The following is a 21012-nucleotide window of genomic DNA, read 5'->3' on the forward strand; positions in this document are numbered from 1 at the left end:
GCCCCCGGCGGCACGGGTGTGCGCCGGGGGCCGTCGAGGCCGGTCGGGTCAGCGGCCCTCGAGCACGCTCACGTCACGCACCGCACCCTTGTCGGCCGACAGGGCCATCGCGGCGTAGGCCCGCAGGGCCGTCGAGACGACTCGCTCGCGCGAGCGCGGCCGGTACCCGCCGCCGGCCTCGAGGGCTGCGCGTCGGGCGGCGAGCACCTCGTCCGGCACCGCCAGGCGGATGCTGCGCGAGGGGATGTCGATCTCGATGGTGTCGCCGTCCTCGACCAGGGCGATGAGCCCACCGGCGGCCGCCTCGGGGGACACGTGCCCGATGGACAGGCCCGACGTGCCACCGGAGAACCGGCCGTCGGTGACCAGCGCGCATGCCGCACCCAGGCCGAGTCCCTTGAGGTACGAGGTCGGGTAGAGCATCTCCTGCATGCCCGGACCGCCGCGGGGACCCTCGTAGCGGATCACGACGACGTCGCCGGCCTTGACCCGCTTGGACAGGATCGCCTCGACGGCCTCGTCCTGGGACTCGGTGACCAGCGCCGGGCCGGAGAACCGGAAGATCGACTCGTCCACGCCGGCGGTCTTGACGATGGCCCCGTCCACCGACAGGTTGCCGCGCAGCACCGCCAGGCCGCCGTCGACCGTGTAGGCGTGCGCGACGTCGCGGATGCAGCCGCCCTCGGCGTCCAGGTCCAGCGTCTCCCAGCGGGCCGACTGCGAGAACGCCGACGCCGAGCGCTTGCGGCCCGGGGCGGCGTGGAACAGCTCGACGGCCTCGTCCGACGGTGAGCCGCCGCGCACGTCCCAGTCCTTCAGCCACGCCTCCAGCGAGGGGGAGTGCACCGAGTGCACGTCGCGGTGCAGCAGACCGGCCCGGTCGAGCTCGCCGAGGATCGCCGGGATGCCACCGGCCCGGTGCACGTCCTCCATGAGGTACGTGCCGTTGGGGGCGACCTTGCACACGCACGGGACGGCCCGCGAGCGCGCCTCGATGTGCGTCAGGTCGTAGTCCAGCTCGGCCTCGTGGGCGGCGGCGAGCAGGTGCAGGATCGTGTTCGTCGAACCGCCCATGGCGATGTCGAGCGACATGGCGTTGTCGAACGCCTCACGGGTGGCGATCGCACGCGGCAGCACGGACGCGTCGTCCTGCTCGTAGTAGCGGCGCGTGATGTCGACGACCGTGCGGCCGGCCTGCTCGTACAGGGCGCGGCGGGCGGTGTGCGTGGCCAGCGTCGAGCCGTTGCCCGGCAGGGCCAGGCCGAGGGCCTCGGTCAGGCAGTTCATCGAGTTGGCGGTGAACATGCCCGAGCACGACCCGCAGGTGGGGCACGCGGCCTCCTCGATGAGGTCGATGTCGGCGTCGGAGACCTCGTCGGCGACCGCGTCGGAGATGGCCGTGACCAGGTTCAGCCGGGTGCGGCTCGACCCGTCGGTGAGGACCGTCGAGCCGCCCTCCATGGGCCCGCCCGAGACGAACACCGTGGGGATGTTCAGCCGGAACGCCGCCATGAGCATGCCCGGCGTGATCTTGTCGCAGTTCGAGATGCAGATGAGCGCGTCGGCGCGGTGCGCCTGGACCATGTACTCGACGGAGTCGGCGATCAGGTCGCGCGAGGGCAGCGAGTAGAGCATGCCCTCGTGGCCCATCGCGATGCCGTCGTCCACGGCGATCGTGTTGAACTCGCGCGCCACCGCGCCGGCGGCGTGGATCGCCTCGGAGACGATGCGGCCGACGGGCTGCAGGTGCGTGTGGCCGGGGACGAACTCGGTGAACGAGTTGGCGACGGCGATGATCGGCTTGCCGATGTCCTCACGGGCCACGCCGGAGGCGCGCAGGAGTGCGCGGGCTCCGGCCATGTTCCTGCCGTGGGTGACGGTCCGGGATCGCAGCTGAGGCATGGGCCCATCTCAGCACCCCGACGGGGCCGGTGACGCCAGTGACCGCAGGACGGTCAGGCGCGGGTCAGGTGCGGGGCGGCGCGGACAGCCCCGCGGCGATGAGGTCCATCACCGAGGAGTCGGCCAGGGTCGTGGCGTCGCCGACCGTGCGGTGCTCGGCCACGTCACGCAGCAGGCGTCGCATGATCTTGCCCGACCGTGTCTTGGGCAGCTCGGGCACCACCAGCACCTGCCGAGGCTTGGCGATGGGGCCGATCTCGACGGCGACGTGCGCCCGCAGCTCCTCCTGGACCTCCTCGACGGGTCGCCCCTGCGCGACGGCCTCGGCGCGCAGGATCACGAACGCGACGACCGCCTGGCCCGTCATGTCGTCGCTGGCGCCCACCACGGCCGCCTCGGCCACCGACGGGTGCGAGACCAGCGCCGACTCGATCTCCGTGGTCGAGAGCCGGTGACCGGACACGTTCATCACGTCGTCCACGCGGCCCAGCAGCCAGATGTCCCCGTCGGCGTCCCGCTTGGCGCCGTCGCCGGCGAAGTACAGGCCGGGGAACCGCGACCAGTAGGTGTCCTTGTAGCGCTCGCGGTCGCCCCAGATGCCGCGCAGCATCGACGGCCACGGTTCGCGGATCACCAGGTACCCGCCGGCGCCGGGCGGCACGGAGCGGGCCTCGTCGTCGATGACGTCCGCGGCGATGCCCGGCAGAGGCACCTGCGCCGACCCCGGCTTGGTGGTCGTGACGCCCGGCAGCGGGCTGATCATGATCGCGCCCGTCTCGGTCTGCCACCACGTGTCGACGATCGGGGCACGGTCGGCGCCGATGGTCCGCCGGTACCAGACCCACGCCTCGGGGTTGATGGGTTCGCCGACCGAGCCGAGCACGCGCAGGCTCGACAGGTCGAACGAGGCGGGGATGTCGTCACCCCACTTCATGCACGTGCGGATGGCCGTGGGGGCGGTGTACAGGATCGTCACGCCGTACTTCTGCACGATCTCCCACCAGCGCCCGCGGTGCGGGGTGTCGGGGGTGCCCTCGTAGATGACCTGCGTGGCGCCGTTCACCAGCGGCCCGTACACGACGTACGTGTGCCCGGTGACCCAGCCGATGTCGGCCGTGCACCAGTAGACGTCGGTCTCGGGCTTGAGGTCGAACACCGCCCGGTGCGTGAACGCGGCCTGCGTGAGGAACCCGCCCGTGGTGTGCAGGATCCCCTTGGGGCGCCCGGTGGTGCCCGAGGTGTACAGGATGAACAGCGGGTGCTCGGCCTCGACCTGCACGGGCTCGTGCTGGTCGGACGCGGTGTCGACCACGTCGGACCACCACACGTCGCGCCCGGCAGTCCAGTCGACGGCCTGCCCGGTGCGGCGCACCACGAGCACGTGCTCGACACTCGGGGCGCCCTTGGCCAGGGCCTCGTCGACCGCGGGCTTGAGGGCGTTCGGGGAGCCCTTGCGGTACCCGCCGTCGGCGGTGACCACGAGCGTGGCGGCCGCGTCCACGATGCGCGAGTGCAGGGCCTCGGCGGAGAACCCGCCGAACACGACCGAGTGGGGTGCGCCCAGGCGTGCGCACGCCAGCATGGCGATGACGGCCTCGGGGATCATCGGCAGGTAGATCGCGACCCGGTCGCCGGAGCCGACCCCCAGGGCGGCCATCGCGTTGGCGGCCTTCGACACCTCGCGCTGCAGGTCCGCGTAGGTGAGCGTGCGGGTGTCGCCGGGCTCACCCTCGAAGTGCAGGGCGACCCGGTCGCCGCGCCCGGCTTCCACGTGCCGGTCGACCGCGTTGTACGCGGCGTTGAGCCGACCGTCGCCGAACCAGCGCACGAACGGCGCGTCGGACCAGTCGAGGACCTCGTGGAACGGCGTGGACCAGCTGATCAGCTCGCGGGCCTGGTCGGCCCAGAAGTCCGGCCGGTCGGCCGCGGCCCACGCGTACACGTCGGAGCCGACGTTCGCGTGCGCGGCGAGCTCCGCGTCGGGTGGGAACCGGCGGTCCTCGGTCGAGAGGTTGTCCAGGGTGGCGCCGGTGCCCGGGTGCGGGGCAGCAGGGGTCTGGGTCACGGGTGCTCCTTCGCAACGACGGTGGTGCGAGCAGGACTTTCGTCCTGACTGTAGACCCGAGGTGCGGCGCCGGGCACGGTGCCGCGTCCGGCGCTCAGGGGGTCGGCGGCACCGGTTCAGGGCGCTGCGGCGCGCCCTTCGGCGGTGGCAGGGTCGCCCGGCCCGGGTGGTGCCGCTCACGGAAGACACCCAGGTGGACGCCCTGCCGACGCGCCATCACCGCCACGAGCCCGCCGAGCAGCAGCAGGAACCCGGCCACCAGCAAGGTCCCCGACGTCCCGGCAACCACCACCTGCGTGATCGTCACGTACCAGTGCTCCGAGGGCAGGACCACCAGGGTGCGCTCACGCGCCAGCCACGGGGTGAACAGGAACACCCCGCCGGCCACCGTCAACGCAGCGCCACCGGCGATCGGCAGGGCCGGCGTCCACAGGGCCAGCAGCAGCACCGCGCCCAGCAGCACCAGGCCGATCGTCACCAGCACGATGCCGGCCAGCTCGGTGGTCGCGTCCCACCCGTCCGCCTGCGCGACGAGGATCCGGGACTGGCCGAGGAGGACCACCGCCATGCCGATCGGCGCGAGCAGCAGGCCCAGCACCGCACCGAGCGCGTGCGTGCCGAACGACGTGGTGAACGGCGCACCGGCCGCGGGGAACAGCTCGGACGACGGCTCCGACGTGCGTGCCGTGGCCGCCGCGGGCGTGCGTGGGGGCGTCGGCGCGACCTTCTCCGCCGGCTTCTCCTCCGCCGGCGTCGTGTCGGCCGGCTGCTCGACTGTCGGCTTCTCGCTCGCCGGCTTCTCGCTCGCCGGGGGCACCGGGGGGACCGGGGGCACCGGGGGTGTCGACGTGTCCGGCTCGGCGGCCACCGGCGGGGCCTTCGGGCCGGTGGCTCCGATCGGCTCCGGGCGGGGTGCGTCGGAGGTGCTCATCCGTGCTCCTCGGGTCGCGCGGTGACGTCGACGCACGTCACCGTCCCGATCCACGCTATTGCGCGACGGGCTCCAGCGCCGGGTGAGCCGTCTCCTCGGGGGCCGCGGACGTTCCGTGCGCGGCGGACGCGGCGGCCAGCACCGCGCCCGAACGGCCGCGGTACGCGTACGCGGCGCCGACCAGCAGCCCGCCGCCGACCAGGTTGCCCAGGCCGACGAGGGCGATGTTGCGGGCCATCTCACCGACCGTCGCACCCGGCAGGTCGCCGTACAGCCCCAGGGAGAACGTCGTCATGTTCGCCACGACGTGCTCGAACCCGGAGGTGATGAAGACCATGACGCACGCGAAGATCGCCGTGATGCGCGCGCCCTCGCTGCGCAGCCGGTTCGAGCACCAGATGGCCAGGCACACCATCAGGTTGCACAGCACGCCGCGGAAGAACAGCTGGGCGTTCGTCTCGGCGGCCTTGTGCTCGAGCATCCAGGCGATCGAGTCACCCGGGTCGGTGCCCGGGGCGGTGACCCCCGAGAAGTGCACGAGCGCGGCGAAGACCATCGCCCCGAGCAGGTTGCCGACCATCGTGGCCAGAAGCACCACGGCGGCGCGGCCCCACGTGATGCTGCGGCGCAGCGCGCCCTGCGTGAGGTACATCATCGAGGAGGTCGCCAGCTCGGCGCCGGCGATCACCACGATGGTCAGTGCCACGCCGAACACCAGGCCCTGCACCAGCGGAGCCCACGGGGAGCCCGCCATCTTCAGCGGCCCGCCGGCCGTCACCATGATGATGACGCCGATGCCGATGTACGCACCGGCCAGCATGGTGCGGACGAGGAACAGGCCAGGGTCACGGGCCAGGTCGACCTTGTCGACGGCGGTGTGCACCTGGTGGTCGACGGCCTCGGGGATGCTCAGCACCCGTCCAGGGTCGCGCACCCGTCGGCGGCACCCGTGGGACGTTGGGCCGATTTCTCACGGCGGTCCTGCGCGGGGCGTCGACCGCCCGGGTGGAATCATCCGGGCCCGTGCGGGGTTGCCCGCAGGCATGACCCACCTGTTCTCCCCGATCACCCTGCGCGGCACCACGTTCGCGAACCGCGCCTGGCTCGCCCCGATGTGCCAGTACTCCGCCACCGACGGCCACCCCGACGACTGGCACCTGGTCCACCTGGGCGCCCTGGCCTCCGGCGGCTACGGCCTCCTGCTCGCCGAGGCCACCGCGGTGGTCCCCGAGGGGCGGATCAGCCCGCGCGACACCGGCCTGTGGGACGACGCCCACATCGCCTCGTGGCGCCGGATCACCGACTTCGTGCACGCGCGCGGCACCCGGATCGGTGTGCAGCTGGCGCACGCGGGCCGCAAGGCGTCCACGCAGCCCCCGTTCGGGGCGTCGGGCGAAGGATCCGTCCCGCTCGAGGACGGGGGGTGGGTCACCGTCGGCCCGTCCGCGATCGCGTTCCCCGGGTACGCCACCCCGATGGCGCTCGACCAGGCCGGCATCGCCGCGATCCCGCGCGCGTTCGCCGACGCCGCCCGCCGGGCGCTGGCCGCCGGGTTCGACGTCGTCGAGGTGCACGCCGCCCACGGGTACCTGCTGCACCAGTTCCTCTCGCCGTTGTCCAACCAGCGCGACGACGAGTACGGCGGCTCGTTGGAGAACCGGGCTCGCCTGCTCGTCGAGACGGTCGACGCCGTGCGGGCCGTGTGGCCCGACGAGCTGGCGCTGCTGGTGCGGTTCTCGGCGACGGACTGGACCGACGGCGGGCTCACCGTCGACGAGGTGGGCCAGGTCGCCAAGGAGCTGGCCGGGCACGGTGTGGACCTGGTCGACGTGTCCTCCGGCGGCAACGCCCCCGCGCCGATCCCCGTCGGCCCCGGCTACCAGGTGCCCGCCGCCCGATCCGTGCGCGAGACCTCCGGGCTGCCCGTCGGGGCGGTCGGCCTCATCACCGACGCCCGCCAGGCCGAGCAGACGCTCGTCGACGGCGCCGCCGACGTGGTGCTCCTCGGTCGGGCCGCGCTGCGCGACCCGTTCTGGCCGCTGCGTGCCGCGCACGAGCTCGGCGTACCCACGAGCGCGCTGCCCGTGGCCGCCGGCAGCGCCGCGCCGGGCGTGCAGGGCGTCACCGGCTGGCAGCCGCAGCACGTGCGGGGCGCCTGGCGCTGACGGCGGGCGAGGTCGACCGGCACCCGGTCCGCCGCCGAGGGCGCTCAGACGTCCGTCGCGGCCGGCCGGGTGCCGTTGCTCTCGTGCGCGGCGCGGGCCACCGCCGCGGCCACCACCGTGGTGACCTCCGGGTTGAACACGCTGGGCACGATGTACGTCGGGTTCAGCTCGTCGTCGGTGACCACCGAGGCCAGCGCGTACGCGGCGGCCAGCAGCATCGCGTCGGTGATCCGGTGGGACTGCGCGTCGAGCAGACCGCGGAACACCCCGGGGAACGCCAGCACGTTGTTGATCTGGTTGGCGAAGTCCGAGCGCCCCGTGCCGACGACCGCGGCGTGCACGGCCGCGTCGTCCGGGTCGACCTCCGGGCGGGGGTTCGCCAGGGCGAACACGATCGAGTCGGGGCCCATCGTGGCCACGTCGTCGCCGGTGATGACGTCGGGCGCGCTGACGCCGATGAACACGTCCGCCCCGACGAGCGCCTGCGGGATCGTGCCGGTCACCCCGCGCGGGTTCGTGTGCTCGGCCGTCCACCGCAGCGACGGGGCCAGGCCGGGGCGGTCGACGTGCACCACGCCCTCGATGTCACCGACCACCACGTCCACGGCACCGGCAGCCAGCAGCAGCCGCAGCACCGCCGTGCCCGCCGCCCCCGCGCCCGACAGCACGATCCGCACGGCACCCAGGTCCTTGCCGACGACCTTCAGCGCGTTCGTCAGCGCCGCCACCACCACGATCGCCGTGCCGTGCTGGTCGTCGTGGAACACGGGGATGTCCAGGCGCTCGCGCAGGCGTCGCTCGACCTCGAAGCAGCGCGGGGCCGAGATGTCCTCCAGGTTGATGCCGGCGAACACCGGGGCGATCGCGCACACCGTCTCGACGATCTGGTCGACGTCGGTCGTGTCCAGCGCGATGGGGAACGCGTCGATGCCCGCGAACCGCTTGAACAGCACCGCCTTGCCCTCCATCACCGGCAGCGCCGCCAGGGGGCCGATGTCGCCCAGGCCCAGCACCGCCGTGCCGTCGGTGACCACGGCGATGGTGTTGCGCTTGATGGTCAACCGGCGGGCGTCCTCGGGGTGCGCCGCGATCGCCTCGCAGACGCGCGCCACGCCGGGCGTGTAGGCCATCGACAGGTCGTCGCGGTTGCGCAGCGGCACCTTCGACTCGATCGACAGCTTGCCGCCCAGGTGCATGAGGAACGTGCGGTCCGACACCCGGTCCACGTGCACGCCCGCCAGGTCGCGCAACGCGTCGACGATCTGCGCCGCGTGCTCCTCGCCGCGCGTGGCGCACGTGACGTCCACCGTCATCCGCTCGTGGCCCGAGTGGGTCACGTCGAGCGCCGAGACGATGCCCCCCGCCGCCTCGATCGCGGTGGTGAGCTCGCTGACGGCGGTCGGCCGGGCCTGCACCTCCAGGCGTGCGGTGATGGACGACGACACGGAGGGGGCAGGAGCCATGCGCCTCATCGTGGCACCGGGGCGTCGCGCCGGCTCACCAGCGGCGTCGCACGGGCTCGCGCCGGTGGCCCGTCACCAGCCCCAAGCCGAGTCCGGATGGCGTTCCGGGCACGTGCCGCCCGGGTCGATCACCGGCTCGAAGTGCCAGACCTCGTTGTCGTAGGTGCGGCACAGGCCGAACTGCGCGCCGTGCTCGTCGAGCCAGTACGCGCCCTCGGTCGGCCCCACGTCGACGGCCAGACCCTGCACGTGCGCCGAGTGCTCCGGCGGGAGCACCCACCGGTGGGCCTCCTGCTCGGACCCGTACCGGGTGATCGTGTCCTGCACGACCTGCTGCTGCTCCGCGGCGGACCGCCAGCCGGAGGTCACCCGCAGCGTGATCCCGTCCGCGGCCGCCGCCTGCACGGCCTGCTCGACGCGGCGCTGCAGCTCGGCGTCGAGCGCGGTGGGGCTCACCGCGGGGGCCGGGTCGTGGCCGACACCGCCACCGTGTCCGTGGTCGGCCCCGGCGAGCAGGTCCGCGACGGCCCGCCCGGCACCGGCTGTGAGCGCCACCGCCAGGATCGCGACGACGACGGTCGTGCGGCGGCGACGGACCCGACGAGCCGTGCGGGGTGGCCGGGGGGCCGTGGTGAGGATCGACATGACCCCGAGCCTGGGCCGCGGCAGGGGTCGCCGGCGTCGGCCGGCGGTCGTGACCTGCGGCGATCCTTCGATGGTGCGGACCGGCGGTCCGACTCATCCGAACGGTGGGGGATCGGGCGATCCACGTCATCCTGGGGGTGGTCGCCGGGCTCGGCGCCCCTTGCGTAGCGTCGCCCGCGTGGAGCGGACCGGGGGCGGGTGGGCGTGGCTGGAGGACCTGCTCGTGGCCGCCGCGGTCGGGGTCGTGTGGGTCGCCGCGGTCCTGGTGGCCGAGGAGTCGGTCTACTGGTCCCCGTCGGGCATCCGCGTGTACTGGTGGTCGGGGGTGTGCACCGCGATCGTCCTCGCGCTGCGCCGGCAGGCACCCGCGGTCGGCTTCTGGCTCGCGGTCACCGCGTACCCGGTGACCTACTGGCTCACGCTGCGCTCGGACTTCCACGTGCTGCCCGTGCTGCTCGCGGCGTACGCCGCCACCCGGGCCGCCGTCGTGCGACCCTTCGTGGCCGCCACCGGGGCGCTGGGCGCCACGGTCCTGCTCCAGCTCGGCGGCGAGCAGGTCCTGCAGGCGCCGCCGCCGTACGTGTGGCTGTGGGCGCTCGACCCGTCCCGCGCCCTGGTGCTGGCTGCCCTGGCCTGCAGTGCCGTCGTCCTCGGTGCGACGATCCACCGCCTCGCGGACACGACCGCCGAGCTCGGCGCACGCAACGCCGAGCTCGAGGCCTTGCAGGAGGTCCGGGCCAGGCAGGCCGTCCGGCAGGAGCGCACCCGGATCGCCCGCGACCTGCACGACGTGGTCGCGCACCACGTCAGCGCGATGGTGGTGCGCGCGCAGGCCGCCGACCGGGTCGCCGACACCCACCCGCAGGCACCGCTGGAGGCCGTGCGCTGGATCGCGCCGGCCGGGCGGGAGGCGCTCGACGCGATGCGCGGCGTTGTCTCTGTCCTGCGCGAGGACGACGGGCGTCCCGTGGCGCACCCCTCGTGGCCCCCGCTGGTGCTGCCCTCACCGCCGGCGTGGTGGGACCCGGACGGCGCGGCGCCCCTGGCGCCGACCCCCGTGCTGGACGACCTGGTCGTCGTGCTGGAACGGGTCGTCGGGGCCGGGCTCGTCGTCGAGACGGACCTGCCCGACCCGCTGCCGGTGTGCGCGCCCGACGTGGGCCTGGCGATCGTCCGCATCACCCAGGAGGCGCTGACCAACGTCCTGGTCCACTCCGCGGCCGGGACCACCCGGGTGCGGCTGCGCGTCGTCGACGAGCACCTGGTGCTCACCGTCACCGACCCGGGGCCGGCCCGCACGCACTCCGGGCCGAGCCGGGCGGGCAACGGTGCCGTGCACATGCGCGAGCGGGCCCAGGCCTGCGGCGGCAGGGTGAGCGTCGGGCCACTCGGACCCGAGGGTGCCGAGGGCTGGCAGGTGCACGTGGTGCTGCCGCGTGCCGGCCTGCGCACCGCGCCGACCGAGCACGGCACCGCCGACCGCCTGCCGGCCGCGCGGATCGGAACGGCCCGGTGAGCGGCGCCACGGGGTCCGGGCTCGCGGCGGGGACACCGCGGACACTGCGTCTGGTGGTGGTCGACGACCAACCGACGATCCGCCTGGGGATGACCATGATCCTCGACCACGAGCCGGACCTGCAGGTCGTGGGAGAGGCCGGTGACGGGCAGGCCGCCGTCGACGTCGTGCGCGCGCTGCTGCCCGACGTGGTCCTCATGGACGTGCGGATGCCTCGCACCGACGGCGTGGAGGCGACGCGGCGCATCCGCGCGGACGAGCACTGCGCCGCCGTGCGCATCGTGGTGCTGACCACGTTCGACGACGAGGAGTACGTCGAGGGTGCCCTGCGCGCCGGGGCCGACGCATTCCTGCTCAAGGACGCCGAACCGGCGACGCTGGTGGACGCCGTGCACCGGGTGCACGCCGGCGAGAGCCTGCTCGACCCGAAGGTCACCCGGCAGGTCGTGGCCCGCTGGCGGACACTCGTCGGGCCTGGGTCGGGCGCCGTCGGGGTCCGCGCAGGCGACGGGGGCGCGGGCAGCCCTGCCGGACGGGTGGACGACCCGGCGTGGGGCAGCCTGACGCCCCGCGAGCGCGAGGTGCTCGTCGAGGTGGCCGGTGGCGGGTCCAACCGCGCGGTCGGAGCCGCCCTCGGGCTGAGCGAGGCCACCGTCAAGGCCCACGTGCACTCGCTGCTCACCAAGCTCGGCTGCGAGAACCGGGCGCAGCTGGTGGTCGCCGCCTACGAGGCCGGTGTCGTGGTCGCCCGCGGAAGGGCCGCCGGCACCGGCCTAGGGTGATCCGGTGACCCAGCCCGACCCGCTCGCCCCGCTCGTCGACCTGCCCGGGGTCGCTGACGCCGTCGCGCAGGCCCGGCAGGCGTGCGAGGAGCTGCGCTGGCACGAGGGGTACCGGCGGCGGTGGCGTGAGGTGCGGGCCGAGGCGACCGTGCGCTGCGCGCAGGCGTCCGCGGCGCTCGACGGCGCACGCCTGCCCGTCGAGGCGGTGCGGGCGCTCGCGGTCGGCCTGTCGGACGGTGCACTGCTGGGGGCGACCGGCCACGTCGGGGCGGACCGCCCCGACGCCGTCGGCGCGGTCGTGCTCGGGGCGCTGCGCGCCGGAGCCGGCGTCGAGCTGCTCATGCCCGCCCTCGGTGGACGCGACCGGGCCGTACCCCTGCCGTGGGCGCAGGTGCTCACCCGGCTGCACACCGCGGCGGTCGGCGGACGGCTCGACGCGGACCTCGTCGGTCGGGTCCGCCCGGCGGGTGTGGCGCCGACCGACCTGCGGGGTCTGGGGACCGCACCCGAGGGTGAGGAGGTGCCCGCGCGCCTCGAGCTGCTGGGTCGCACGGTGGCCGCGACGTCCGCGCCGGCGCTCGTGGTGGCCGCCGTGGCGCACGGGGAGCTGCTGGCCCTGCGCCCGTTCGCCGCCGGCAACGGGGTGGTGGCGCGCGCGGTCGGTCGACTCCTGGTGACGTCGCGCGGGCTGGACCCCACCGGTTCGCTGGTGCTCGAACGGGCCTGGGCCCAGCAGCCGAACCTGTACCTGTCGGCCGCGGCCCAGTTCGCGACGGGCACGCCGGAGGGGGTCGGGGCATGGCTGCTGACGTGCGCCCAGGCCGTCGTCGGGGGTGTCGCCGAGGCGCGTGCCGTCGCCGATGCGGTGCTGGCGGGCCGGCTCGCCTGACGCCTGCGGGACGACGGGTGCCCGGATGGCGGACCGTGCATCCACCATGCGGTCGGGGAGGGTCGGTGACCTGCGCCCGCGCAGCCACCTCTTCCCACCGGGGTCCGCGCGGTGTACCAAAGTGTCACAACTGCATGACCGCGAAGGCACCCACGTGCAGGAGCGCCCCCCTAGGGGCAGGTCGACCGGGCTGGCCCCGTAGCGACCCGATCAGAGCACGCAATGATCACCTTCACGGTCATCCGTTCGGCGACGGCGTCCCCCGGGGCGCCGTCGTCCGTGTCAGGCCCCGCCACACCAGCAGCGCCACCACGGCGCACGTCACGGCCGCGACGACCGCGAGCGCCTGGCCCGAGGGGCGACGCAGGTCGAGCAGGCGCACGGGCCGCCGGAACGTGAGCACCTGCCAGCCCTTCTGCGCGGCCAGCCGGCGCAACGCCCGGTCGGGGTTCACCGCGAACCCGTGCCCGACGGCGCCCAGCATGGGTGCGTCCGTGATCGAGTCGGAGTACGCCGAGCTGGCCTGCAGGTCGTACCCCTGCCGGGCGGCCAGCTCACGGATCGCCTGCGCCTTGTTCTCGCCGTACGCGTAGAAGTCGATCTCGCCTGTGTAGCGGCCCTCGGCCACGCCCATGCGGGACGCGATGACGTGGTCGGCGCCCAGGAGCGCCGCGACGGGTTCGACGATCGCCGACCCGGAGGCCGAGACGATGACGACGTCGTGCCCGGCGGCGTGGTGCTCGGCGATGAGCGCGACGGCCTCGGCGTAGACCGTGGGGTCGATCGACTCGTGCAGCGTGCGCGCCACGATCTGCTGCACCTGCGCGACGTCCCACCCGGTGACCATGCGGGACAGCTGGACGCGCAGGCGTTCGGTGCGGTTCGCGTCGGCCCCGCCGAGCAGGTACTGCAGGTGCGCGAACCCGGTGCGGGCCACCGAGCGGCGGGTGAGCAGGCCGCCGGCCAGGAACGGTCGGGAGAAGGCACTGGCCGACGACGTCGCGATGATCGTCTTGTCCAGGTCGAAGAACGCCGCCGTGCGCAGCGCCGCGGGCGCCGCGTCGGGCGTCGGGGACGGTGTCATGCGTGGCTCCGGGGGCTGGCGTCGGCCGGCATCGTCGGTGTTCGTGCTGGTCGTGCGGGCGTGGTGCCGAGCCTAGTTGGTGGGTGGTGCGCCGGGTTGGTGCAGGGGCCCGGCACGGCGTGGCCCCGAACCGCCCCCAGCCCTGCCCGCGCCTCGTGCGCTCGCCGCACCGGGGCCAAGGTGGCGTGGTGGCGTCGGTTGCCCCGGCACGGTGTCCGGCGGAGGTGGTCGACCCGTGGTGACGATCGAGGTCCCGGCACCGGTGCGCAGCATCGCGGCCGTGAGCGGTGCACGGCCCGACGAGGGCACGTCCCCGCCCGGCACGCGGCCGACCTGGCCCGGCAGGGCGAGCACGACCCCGGCCGGCAGCCGGGCGCACGTCGTCGGGGTGATCGGTGCGCGTGGCGGCGCCGGCGCCTCGACCCTCGCGTCGGCGCTCGCCGACCGCCTGGCCCGGCTCACGGCCACGGTCCTGGTCGACGCGGACAGCGCCTCGCCGGGGCTCGACGTGCTCGTGGGGGTCGAGCGTGAGGCAGGCCTGCGCTGGCCCGACCTGCACGACGCCCGCGGTGAGGTCGACGGCACGGACCTGCTGGGGCTGCTGCCCCGCTGGGGGCGATGCGCCGTGCTCAGCGCCGACCGGACGCGGCCCGGACCGCCACCCGCGGACGTGGTGCCTGACGTGCTCGGCGCCCTGCGCGGTGCCGCCGGCGCCGTCGTGCTCGACCTCGGGCGCGCGGACGTCCTGGCCGGGTCGGCACCGGTGGACGCGTGCGGCACCGTCCTGCTCGTGGTGCCCCGAGACCTGCGGGCCGTCGCAGGCGCGCTGGCCGTCCGTGCGGCACTGGCGGCACGGGCCGCCGGGCAGGGGCGGGCCGAACCCGACGTGCGGCTCGTCGTGCGGGGGCCCGCCCCGGGTGGGCTGGGGGTCGCCGAGGTCGAGGAGGCCGTCGACCGGCCCGTGCTGTGCGCCGTGCGCGAGGACCGGCGGCTGGCCGCCCACCTGGAACGGGCCCTCGTGCCCCGCTCCGGGCCCCTCGGTGTGGCTGCCGGTCGGGCTGCCCGGCTCGTCCTGGCCGGCGAGCGCGGATGACACCGCAGCCCGGGTCCGGTGTGGTCCGTGCGGAGGCCACCGGCCAGGCGGCACCCGCGGTCGACCGTGCGCTCGTGGACGCCGTGCGTCCCCTGCTCGAGGCGAACGGCGCCCCCGGGCACCTCGATCGTGCCGCCTTCGACGCCGCGCTGGCGGTCGCGGTCGAGCAGGCCGTGCGGGCCAGCGGCGCGATCCTCGGTTCGCACACCTTCGCCCAGGTGTGTCGGGCCGTGCGCGACGAGCTCGTGGGGGCGGGTCCTCTGCAACCGCTGCTGGACGACCCGCTGGTGACCGACGTGCTCGTCAACGGCCCGCGCGAGGTGTGGGTGGAGCGCGCCGGGCGGCTCACCCGCACCCGGGTCGACCTGGGCACCGTGCAGGACGTGCGGGCGCTCGCGGTGCGGCTCGCCGGTGCGGGCGGCCAGCGACTCGACGACGCGAGCCCCACCGTCGACGCCCGGCTGCCCGACGGCACCCGCCTGCACGCGGTGCTGCCACCCGTGGCGCCCCGGTGCCCGCTGCTGAGCCTGCGCGTGGTCCGCAGCCGGGCGTTCACGCTCGACGAGCTCGTGGCGGCCGGCACCCTCGCCCCCGGGGTCGTCGCGGTGCTGCGTGCCCTGCTCGTCGCCCGTGCGAACCTGCTGGTCAGCGGGGCGACCGGATCCGGCAAGACGACCCTGCTGGCCTCGCTGCTGTCCGCGGTCCCGCACGACGAACGGCTCGTGGTGATCGAGGAGGCCGAGGAGATCGCGCCGGCCCACCCGCACGTGGTCCGCCTGCTGGCCCGCCGTGCCAACGTCGACGGCGCCGGGCAGGTGGAGCTGGCCGACCTGGTCCGCCAGGCGTTGCGCATGCGGCCCGACCGTCTGGTGCTCGGGGAGTGCCGCGGCGCCGAGGTCCGTGAGGTCATGGCTGCGCTGAACACCGGCCACGAGGGCGGGTGCGCGACCGTGCACGCCAACGCCGCCGCGGACGTCCCCGCACGGCTCGAGGCCCTGGCCGCCCTGGCCGGGCTCGGACGCGACGCCGTGGCCGCCCAGGCCGCCAGCGCGTTCGACGCGGTGCTGCACATGCGTCGTGAACGGGACGGGATGCGCCGCCTCGCCGAGATCGCGATGGTCGACCGGGCCCCGGACGGTGCGCTGCGGGTCGCGGTCGCCGTGACGGTCGACGGCGACCGTGCCGTGCCCGGCCCTGCCTGGGCGGCGCTCGCCGCACGGGTGGGCCTGCGGACCGCCGCGGGGGCGGCATGACACCGCTGGTCTGCCTCGTGCTGGGCCTGGCGGTGCTTGCTGCCTGCGGGCCCCCGTCCCGGCGGCCGCACCTCGGCGGCGTGGGGCGCGCCCGATCCGCCGTGCCCCGTCGGGCCTCGGGCGTCCGCACGCGGTGGCGCCCGCGCACCCGCCGGCACGACCTGGACCTGACCGCGTTGCTTGCCCAGGTCGCCGCGCAGGTCCGCGCGGGTGCGGCTCCCCGTGCCGCGTGGGCGCAGGCCATCGGCACGCCCTCCGTCGGCGCCGTGCCGACCCTCACCGAGCTCCTCGGCGCGCAGACCGGACGGTCGTCGGCAGGGCTGGCGGGACGAGCTGCCGCGGCGCTGGCGGCGAGCCGGTTGGCCGACGACCTCGGGGCACCGTTGGCCGAGCTGCTCGACCGCGTCGGCGATGCCCTCGCCACCGAGGCGGAGCTCGAGAGCGATCGCCGGACCGCACTCGCGGGACCCCGGTCGACGGCGACGGTCCTGTCGTGGCTGCCGGCGCTCGGGCTGGTGCTCGGCACCGGCCTGGGGGCGAACCCCCTCGGTGTGCTGCTCGGCGGGGGAGTGGGCACCGCTGCCGGCGTGCTGGGCCTCGCCGCGCTCCTGGCCGGGCGGGCCTGGACGCGTGCGCTGCTCGCCCGCGCCGCGCGCCCCGCACGGGTGGGTCGCCGATGACGCCCGGTGCGTTGGCCGTGCTGCTCACGGTGCTCGGGGCGACCGGTACGGCGCCGTGGTGGTGGTCACGCCGCAGCCGCCTGTCGGTGCAGGCCGTCACGCGGTGTGCGGCCCGTGCGGCCGTGACCGGCGGCGACCGCACGGACGTGGCGCGTGCCGGTCCGAGGGCGCGGTTCGTGCGGTCCGCGGGCCCGGACGAGGACGTCGAGGTCGGCCCGGCTCTGCTGCTCGAGCTCGTCGACGCCGCGCTCGGCACCGGTGCGGCACTGCCACGGGCGTTGGAGGCGGTCGCCGCGGCGCTGCCGGGCACCCAGGGCGAGGACCTGCGACGGGTCGCGTCGGCTCTCGCCCTGGGTGCGTCCTGGCCCACGGCCTGGACCCATGCACCCGACCTGCGTGATGTCGAGCAGGCGCTGGCGGTCAGCTGGTCGACCGGCGCCGCCGCCGGTCCCACGCTGCGCGCCGCTGCGGACCGGCTTCGCCGCGACGCACGCAGCGAGGCCCGCGAGGCCGCCGCGCGGCTCGGGGTGCACCTGGTGCTGCCGCTGGGTCTGTGCTTCCTGCCGGCGTTCATGCTGCTCGGGCTCGTGCCGGTGGTCCTGTCGCTCGCCGGCGGCCTGCTCGGCTGATGCCGAGGCGTCCACAACCCGTCTGCACGCGACGGCGGCACCAGGGCAGGCGCACCCTCGCTCGGCGGGCTCCGACCGACGTCGATCCTCGAGCGACCGCGGTCGCGCTGGGCGACCCGGGCTGAGAGGAGACGACGATGGCCGCATCGACGGCAGACGTGCAGGACACCACGAGCACGCAGCTCGACCCGGCAGGCGCAGCGAGCGCCGGGCAGCACCCCGCAAGGACTGGCACGGACGGGAACGCGGCCCCGCAGGCCCTCGCGGGTGCCGGGCCGCTCGCGCCGTCCGCCTGGCCGCCGGTGCCGGCAGGGGCGGCGGGGCGACCTCGGCGCTCGCGGCGGCGGGCTGCCGGCGACCTGCTCCTGTGGTGCGTGGGGCCGCGCGCGTGGGCGGGCGCGCGCGAGCGCCTGCGCCGGGCTCGGGTGCTGGGCGCCGAGGCGGGGATGGCGACCGCGGAGTACGCGATCGCGACGCTCGCCGCGGTCGGGTTCGCCGGGCTGCTGCTGGTGATCCTGCGCAGCGACGAGGTGCGCGGCATGCTCACCGGGCTGATCCGTCAGGCGCTCCAGCAGTGACGCGCCGACGACCGCTCGGCGACCGGGGCAGCGTCACGGCCGAGCTGGCCGTCGCGCTGCCGGCCGTGGCGGTGCTGCTGCTGGTGGTGCTCGGCGCCGTCCACGCCGTGTCCGTGCGGTGGGAGTGCGCGGACGGTGCCCGGGCCGGTGCCCGTTCTGCGGCGCTCGGTGAGTCGGATGCGGTCGTCGTGCAGACGGCGCGCCGCGCGGCGGGCGGGTCGGCTGCGGTCGACGTCGTGCGGGACGGGGAGTGGGTGACGGTCACGGTCGCGCGCGGTGCGACGGGGTGGGACAGCGTCCCGCTGGACGTGCAGGCGCACGCCGTCGCCCGGTCCGAGCCGTGAGCGTCGTCGGGCCGTCGCGGCCCACCGGTGGGGACGACCGGGGGTCGGGGACGGTCGTGGTGCTGGCCCTGATCGCCGTGGTCCTGGTGCTGGGAGCAGGGCTCGGTCTGCTGGCGGGCGCGCACGGTGCGGCCGGCAGGGCCCAGGCGGCGGCCGACCTGGCCGCGCTGGCCGGGGCGTCGACGCTGCCGAGGTCCGGGCTGGAGGTCGCGTGCGGGATCGCCGAGGAGACCGCGGCCCGCAACGGCGCCCGGGCGACGGGGTGCGTGGAGGACGAGCCGGACGTGCTGCGTGTGACCGTGAGCCTGGGGACGGTCACCGGTGCGGCCGTCCGGGCGGCCCGGGCCGGACCCGCGTCGGCCAGGGGATCGGCAGGTGGCTGAGCGGTCGGCCGGGAGAGTCCGGTGCGGCTCAGGCCGGGGCGTGGGCGAGCACGGCGTCGAGCAGGCGCACGGCGGCGTGCTTCTCCAACGGGTTGTTGCCGTTGCCGCACTTGGGCGACTGCACGCACGCCGGGCAGCCTGTGGCGCACGGGCACGAGGCGATGGCGTCCCGGGTGGCGCGCAGCCACGTCGCCCCGAGGGTGAACCCGCGTTCGGCGAACCCGGCGCCGCCCGCCAGTGCGTCGTGCACGAACACGGTCGCCTGCTCGGTGTCGACGTGCAGCGCACTGGACAGCCCGCCGAGGTCCCACCGGTCGCACGTGGCCAGCAGGGGCAGCAGCCCGATCGAGGCGTGCTCGGCGGCGTGCAGGGCACCGGGCGCCAGCTCGGCCGTGACACCGGCCGCCTCCAGCACCTCGGCGGGGGCTGTCCACCACACGGCGGCGGTGCGCAACGTGCGGGCGGGCAGATCCAGGTCGGTGTAGCCGATCACCTGCATGTCGGGCAGGTGCTTGCGCTGGTAGCCGATCACCTGGGTCGTCACGTCGACCTGGCCGTACCCCCAGGTCAGCGGACCCCAGCGGACCTGCGCGTCGGTCGTGACGATCGTGGTGGTCGACACCCAGCGGGCCCACGTGCCGTGCTCCAGGTCGCGGCGGGTGACCAGCGCGACGGCGTCCTGCTGGTGCAGCTCGTCCACCTCGAACGTCAGGCCCTGGTGCACGTACACCGCGCCGGGGTGCACGGTCGCGTCGGCCGACCCGGCGTCGACGGTGCCCAGCAGCCGGCCGGTGGCACTCTCCACGACCCGCACGGGGTCGCCGCCGGTGCCGCGCAGGTCGGTCAGCCGGGACGCCGGTTCGGCGTGCGTCCAGTACCAGCCGGACGGTCGGCGGCGCAGCGCACCCCGTTCGACCAGCTCGTCGAGCAGCTGGCCGGCGCGCGCCCCGCCGAACAGGTCGAGCTCACCGGCGCGCACCGGCAGCTCGGCGGCGGCGGCGCACAGGTGCGGGGCCAGCACGTACGGGTTCGTGGGGTCGAACACGGTCGCTTCGACCGGCGTGTCGAAGATCGACCCGGGGTGGTGCACCAGGAACGTGTCGAGCGGGTCCTCGCGGGCCACCAGGGCCACCAGCCCGTCGGCGCCTGCCCGCCCGGCCCGCCCGGCCTGCTGCCACAACGACACGCGTGTGCCGGGCCAGCCCGCGATGAGCACGGCGTCCAGACCGGCGATGTCGACGCCCAGCTCCAGCGCGTTGGTGGTGGCCAGCGCCCGCAGCTCACCGGAGCGGATCGCCTTCTCCAGGGCCCGACGCTCCTCGGGCAGGTACCCGCCGCGGTACGCCTGGACCGCGGAGGCCAACGACGGGTCGATCTCGCGCAGGTGCGCGCGCGTGGTCGTGGCGACCGACTCCGCCCCCCGGCGGGACCGCGTGAACGCGAGCGTGCGGGCTCCCGCGGCGGTCAGGTCGGCCAGCAGGTCGGCGACCTCGGCGGTGGCGGTGCGCCGCGGGCGGTCGTCGGCCTCGGCCACCAGGCGCTCACCCGTGCCCAACGGACCCGACCCCTCCGGCGGCGGCGCGGCGGGTGCAGCCTGCGGGGAGTCGGAGACGTCGGGTGCGGCGGGCGGTTCGCGGTCGGGTGCCGGGACGGGGAGCGCGGTCGCCCACGGGTCGTCCTCGGGCAGCAGCGCGGACCACGGCCCGTCACCGCCGGGCAGCTCGGGTGGCTGCCAGAGCACGAACGTGCGGCGGCCCGCGGGGGAGCCGTCCTCGGTGACGGCGGTGACCTGCTCGGGTTCGACGCCGATGAGTCGGGCTGCGCTCGCGGCCGGGTCGGACGTGGTGGCGGAGGCCAGCAGGAACACGGGGTGCGCACCGTACGACTCGGCGAGTCGCCGCAGCCGCCGCAGCACCAGGGCGACGTGCGCACCGAAGACTCCCCGGAACGCGTGGCACTCGTCGAGCACTACGTAGCGCAGCGAGGCGAGCAGCCGGGTCCAGCGTCGGTGCTGGGGGAGCAGTGCGTGGTGCAGGAAGTCGGGGTTGGTCAGCACGACGTCGGCGTGGTCCTGCACCCAGCGCCGTTCCTCGAACGAGGTGTCCCCGTCGCACGTGGCGACGCGCAGGTCGCGGGTGCCGGCTGCGGTGAGAAGGCGGTCGAGCCCGGCCAGCTGGTCGGCGGCCAGTGCCTTGGTGGGGCACAGGTAGAGGGTGGTCCCGCGGCGTGTGACGCTCTCGATGCGTCCCGGGTCGAGCGTGCCGGCGGCGACGTCGGCCCGGACGGCGGTGAGGGCGGGCAGCCACAGGGCGAGGGACTTGCCGGACCCTGTCGAGGTGGACAGCACGGTGTGCCGGCCGGACCAGGCGCTGTCGGCGGCGTGCGCCTGGTGCGTCCAGGGGCGCTCCACGCCGAGGGCCCGGTAGCCGCGCACCAGGTCCGGGTCGGCCCAGGCGGGCCAGTCGGCGGGGTGCCCGTCACGGGCGGGGAGCACGCGCACGTGGGTGGCGCTGTCGGCGCGCCGTCCGGCGGCGAGCAGCACGTCGAGCAGCTCACCGGGACGGACCACGTACACATCCTTCCACCGGCCTCGTGCGTGATGGGCCGGTG

19 protein-coding genes are annotated in these 21012 nt (G+C 75.4%); 11 read left to right on the plus strand and 8 right to left on the minus strand.

The window, feature by feature from the left end:
* Positions 1 to 48: 48 nt before the first annotated feature.
* The 4 genes from ilvD to ACTHAM_RS03885 form a co-directional block, all read right to left on the minus strand.
* Positions 49 to 1902: a dihydroxy-acid dehydratase gene (gene ilvD, locus ACTHAM_RS03870; protein ID WP_440684516.1), complete on the minus strand. Its 1854-nt coding sequence runs from the start codon at positions 1900 to 1902 to the stop codon at positions 49 to 51.
* 64 nt (positions 1903 to 1966) lie between these two features.
* A complete protein-coding gene (acs, locus tag ACTHAM_RS03875) occupies positions 1967 to 3967 on the minus strand; it encodes an acetate--CoA ligase (protein WP_440684518.1) in 2001 nt (666 codons plus the stop codon).
* A 94-nt stretch (positions 3968 to 4061) separates the two neighbouring features.
* Positions 4062 to 4898 (minus strand): hypothetical protein, encoded by an 837-nt coding sequence (locus tag ACTHAM_RS03880; RefSeq protein ID WP_440684520.1) that lies wholly within the window; start codon positions 4896 to 4898, stop codon positions 4062 to 4064.
* A 55-nt stretch (positions 4899 to 4953) separates the two neighbouring features.
* Positions 4954 to 5814 carry a formate/nitrite transporter family protein gene (locus ACTHAM_RS03885; RefSeq protein WP_440684522.1) on the minus strand — a complete coding sequence of 287 codons (861 nt, stop codon included), beginning with the start codon at positions 5812 to 5814 and terminating at the stop codon, positions 4954 to 4956.
* Between the two features lie 127 nt (positions 5815 to 5941).
* Here ACTHAM_RS03885 and ACTHAM_RS03890 point away from each other — a divergent pair, with 127 nt between their 5' ends.
* Positions 5942 to 7063 (plus strand): NADH:flavin oxidoreductase/NADH oxidase, encoded by a 1122-nt coding sequence (locus tag ACTHAM_RS03890; RefSeq protein WP_440684524.1) that lies wholly within the window; start codon positions 5942 to 5944, stop codon positions 7061 to 7063.
* A 44-nt stretch (positions 7064 to 7107) separates the two neighbouring features.
* Here the strand turns inward: ACTHAM_RS03890 and ACTHAM_RS03895 are convergent, their stop codons facing one another.
* Both ACTHAM_RS03895 and ACTHAM_RS03900 read right to left on the minus strand, forming a co-directional pair.
* Positions 7108 to 8526, minus strand: a complete 1419-nt coding sequence (locus tag ACTHAM_RS03895) for an NAD-dependent malic enzyme (protein ID WP_440684526.1) — start codon at positions 8524 to 8526, stop codon at positions 7108 to 7110.
* A gap of 72 nt (positions 8527 to 8598) precedes the next feature.
* On the minus strand, positions 8599 to 9171 hold the full coding sequence (locus ACTHAM_RS03900; protein ID WP_440684528.1) for a M15 family metallopeptidase: 573 nt from the start codon (positions 9169 to 9171) through the stop codon (positions 8599 to 8601).
* A gap of 178 nt (positions 9172 to 9349) precedes the next feature.
* Between ACTHAM_RS03900 and ACTHAM_RS03905 the strand changes: the two genes are divergently transcribed.
* Genes ACTHAM_RS03905 through ACTHAM_RS03915 form a run of 3 tightly spaced genes read left to right on the plus strand, consistent with a single transcriptional unit; the run spans position 9350 to position 12358 of the window.
* Positions 9350 to 10687 (plus strand): sensor histidine kinase, encoded by a 1338-nt coding sequence (locus ACTHAM_RS03905; RefSeq protein WP_440684530.1) that lies wholly within the window; start codon positions 9350 to 9352, stop codon positions 10685 to 10687.
* Positions 10684 to 11469, plus strand: a complete 786-nt coding sequence (locus ACTHAM_RS03910; RefSeq protein ID WP_440684532.1) for a response regulator transcription factor — start codon at positions 10684 to 10686, stop codon at positions 11467 to 11469. The genes ACTHAM_RS03905 and ACTHAM_RS03910 overlap by 4 nt, the downstream gene beginning before the upstream one ends.
* A 4-nt stretch (positions 11470 to 11473) precedes the next feature.
* Positions 11474 to 12358, plus strand: coding sequence for a Fic family protein (locus ACTHAM_RS03915; RefSeq protein WP_440684534.1), 885 nt, complete (start codon positions 11474 to 11476; stop codon positions 12356 to 12358).
* 238 nt (positions 12359 to 12596) lie between these two features.
* Here ACTHAM_RS03915 and ACTHAM_RS03920 read toward each other — a convergent pair whose 3' ends face one another.
* Positions 12597 to 13442 carry an HAD family hydrolase gene (locus ACTHAM_RS03920; RefSeq protein ID WP_440684537.1) on the minus strand — a complete coding sequence of 282 codons (846 nt, stop codon included), beginning with the start codon at positions 13440 to 13442 and terminating at the stop codon, positions 12597 to 12599.
* Positions 13443 to 13677: 235 nt separating this feature from the next.
* Here ACTHAM_RS03920 and ssd point away from each other — a divergent pair, with 235 nt between their 5' ends.
* The 7 genes from ssd (at position 13678) to ACTHAM_RS03955 (ending at position 18402) form a co-directional block, all read left to right on the plus strand.
* Positions 13678 to 14535 (plus strand): septum site-determining protein Ssd, encoded by an 858-nt coding sequence (ssd, locus tag ACTHAM_RS03925; RefSeq protein ID WP_440684539.1) that lies wholly within the window; start codon positions 13678 to 13680, stop codon positions 14533 to 14535.
* Positions 14532 to 15788 carry a TadA family conjugal transfer-associated ATPase gene (locus ACTHAM_RS03930; RefSeq protein WP_440684541.1) on the plus strand — a complete coding sequence of 419 codons (1257 nt, stop codon included), beginning with the start codon at positions 14532 to 14534 and terminating at the stop codon, positions 15786 to 15788. Before ssd ends, ACTHAM_RS03930 begins: the two co-directional genes overlap by 4 nt.
* Positions 15785 to 16468, plus strand: a complete 684-nt coding sequence (locus ACTHAM_RS03935) for a type II secretion system F family protein (protein ID WP_440684543.1) — start codon at positions 15785 to 15787, stop codon at positions 16466 to 16468. The genes ACTHAM_RS03930 and ACTHAM_RS03935 overlap by 4 nt, the downstream gene beginning before the upstream one ends.
* Complete coding sequence (locus ACTHAM_RS03940; RefSeq protein WP_440684545.1) at positions 16465 to 17097, plus strand: type II secretion system F family protein; 633 nt, start codon at positions 16465 to 16467, stop codon at positions 17095 to 17097. Before ACTHAM_RS03935 ends, ACTHAM_RS03940 begins: the two co-directional genes overlap by 4 nt.
* 137 nt (positions 17098 to 17234) lie before the next feature.
* A complete protein-coding gene (locus ACTHAM_RS03945; protein WP_440684547.1) occupies positions 17235 to 17675 on the plus strand; it encodes a DUF4244 domain-containing protein in 441 nt (146 codons plus the stop codon).
* A complete protein-coding gene (locus ACTHAM_RS03950) occupies positions 17672 to 18019 on the plus strand; it encodes a TadE family type IV pilus minor pilin (protein WP_440684549.1) in 348 nt (115 codons plus the stop codon). Before ACTHAM_RS03945 ends, ACTHAM_RS03950 begins: the two co-directional genes overlap by 4 nt.
* Complete coding sequence (locus tag ACTHAM_RS03955) at positions 18016 to 18402, plus strand: Rv3654c family TadE-like protein (protein ID WP_440684551.1); 387 nt, start codon at positions 18016 to 18018, stop codon at positions 18400 to 18402. Before ACTHAM_RS03950 ends, ACTHAM_RS03955 begins: the two co-directional genes overlap by 4 nt.
* A 28-nt stretch (positions 18403 to 18430) precedes the next feature.
* Here the strand turns inward: ACTHAM_RS03955 and ACTHAM_RS03960 are convergent, their stop codons facing one another.
* A complete protein-coding gene (locus tag ACTHAM_RS03960; protein WP_440684575.1) occupies positions 18431 to 20971 on the minus strand; it encodes a DEAD/DEAH box helicase in 2541 nt (846 codons plus the stop codon).
* Positions 20972 to 21012 lie beyond the last annotated feature (41 nt).

This window comes from Cellulomonas soli, assembly GCF_052036975.1.
Lineage (GTDB): Bacteria > Actinomycetota > Actinomycetes > Actinomycetales > Cellulomonadaceae > Cellulomonas > Cellulomonas soli_A.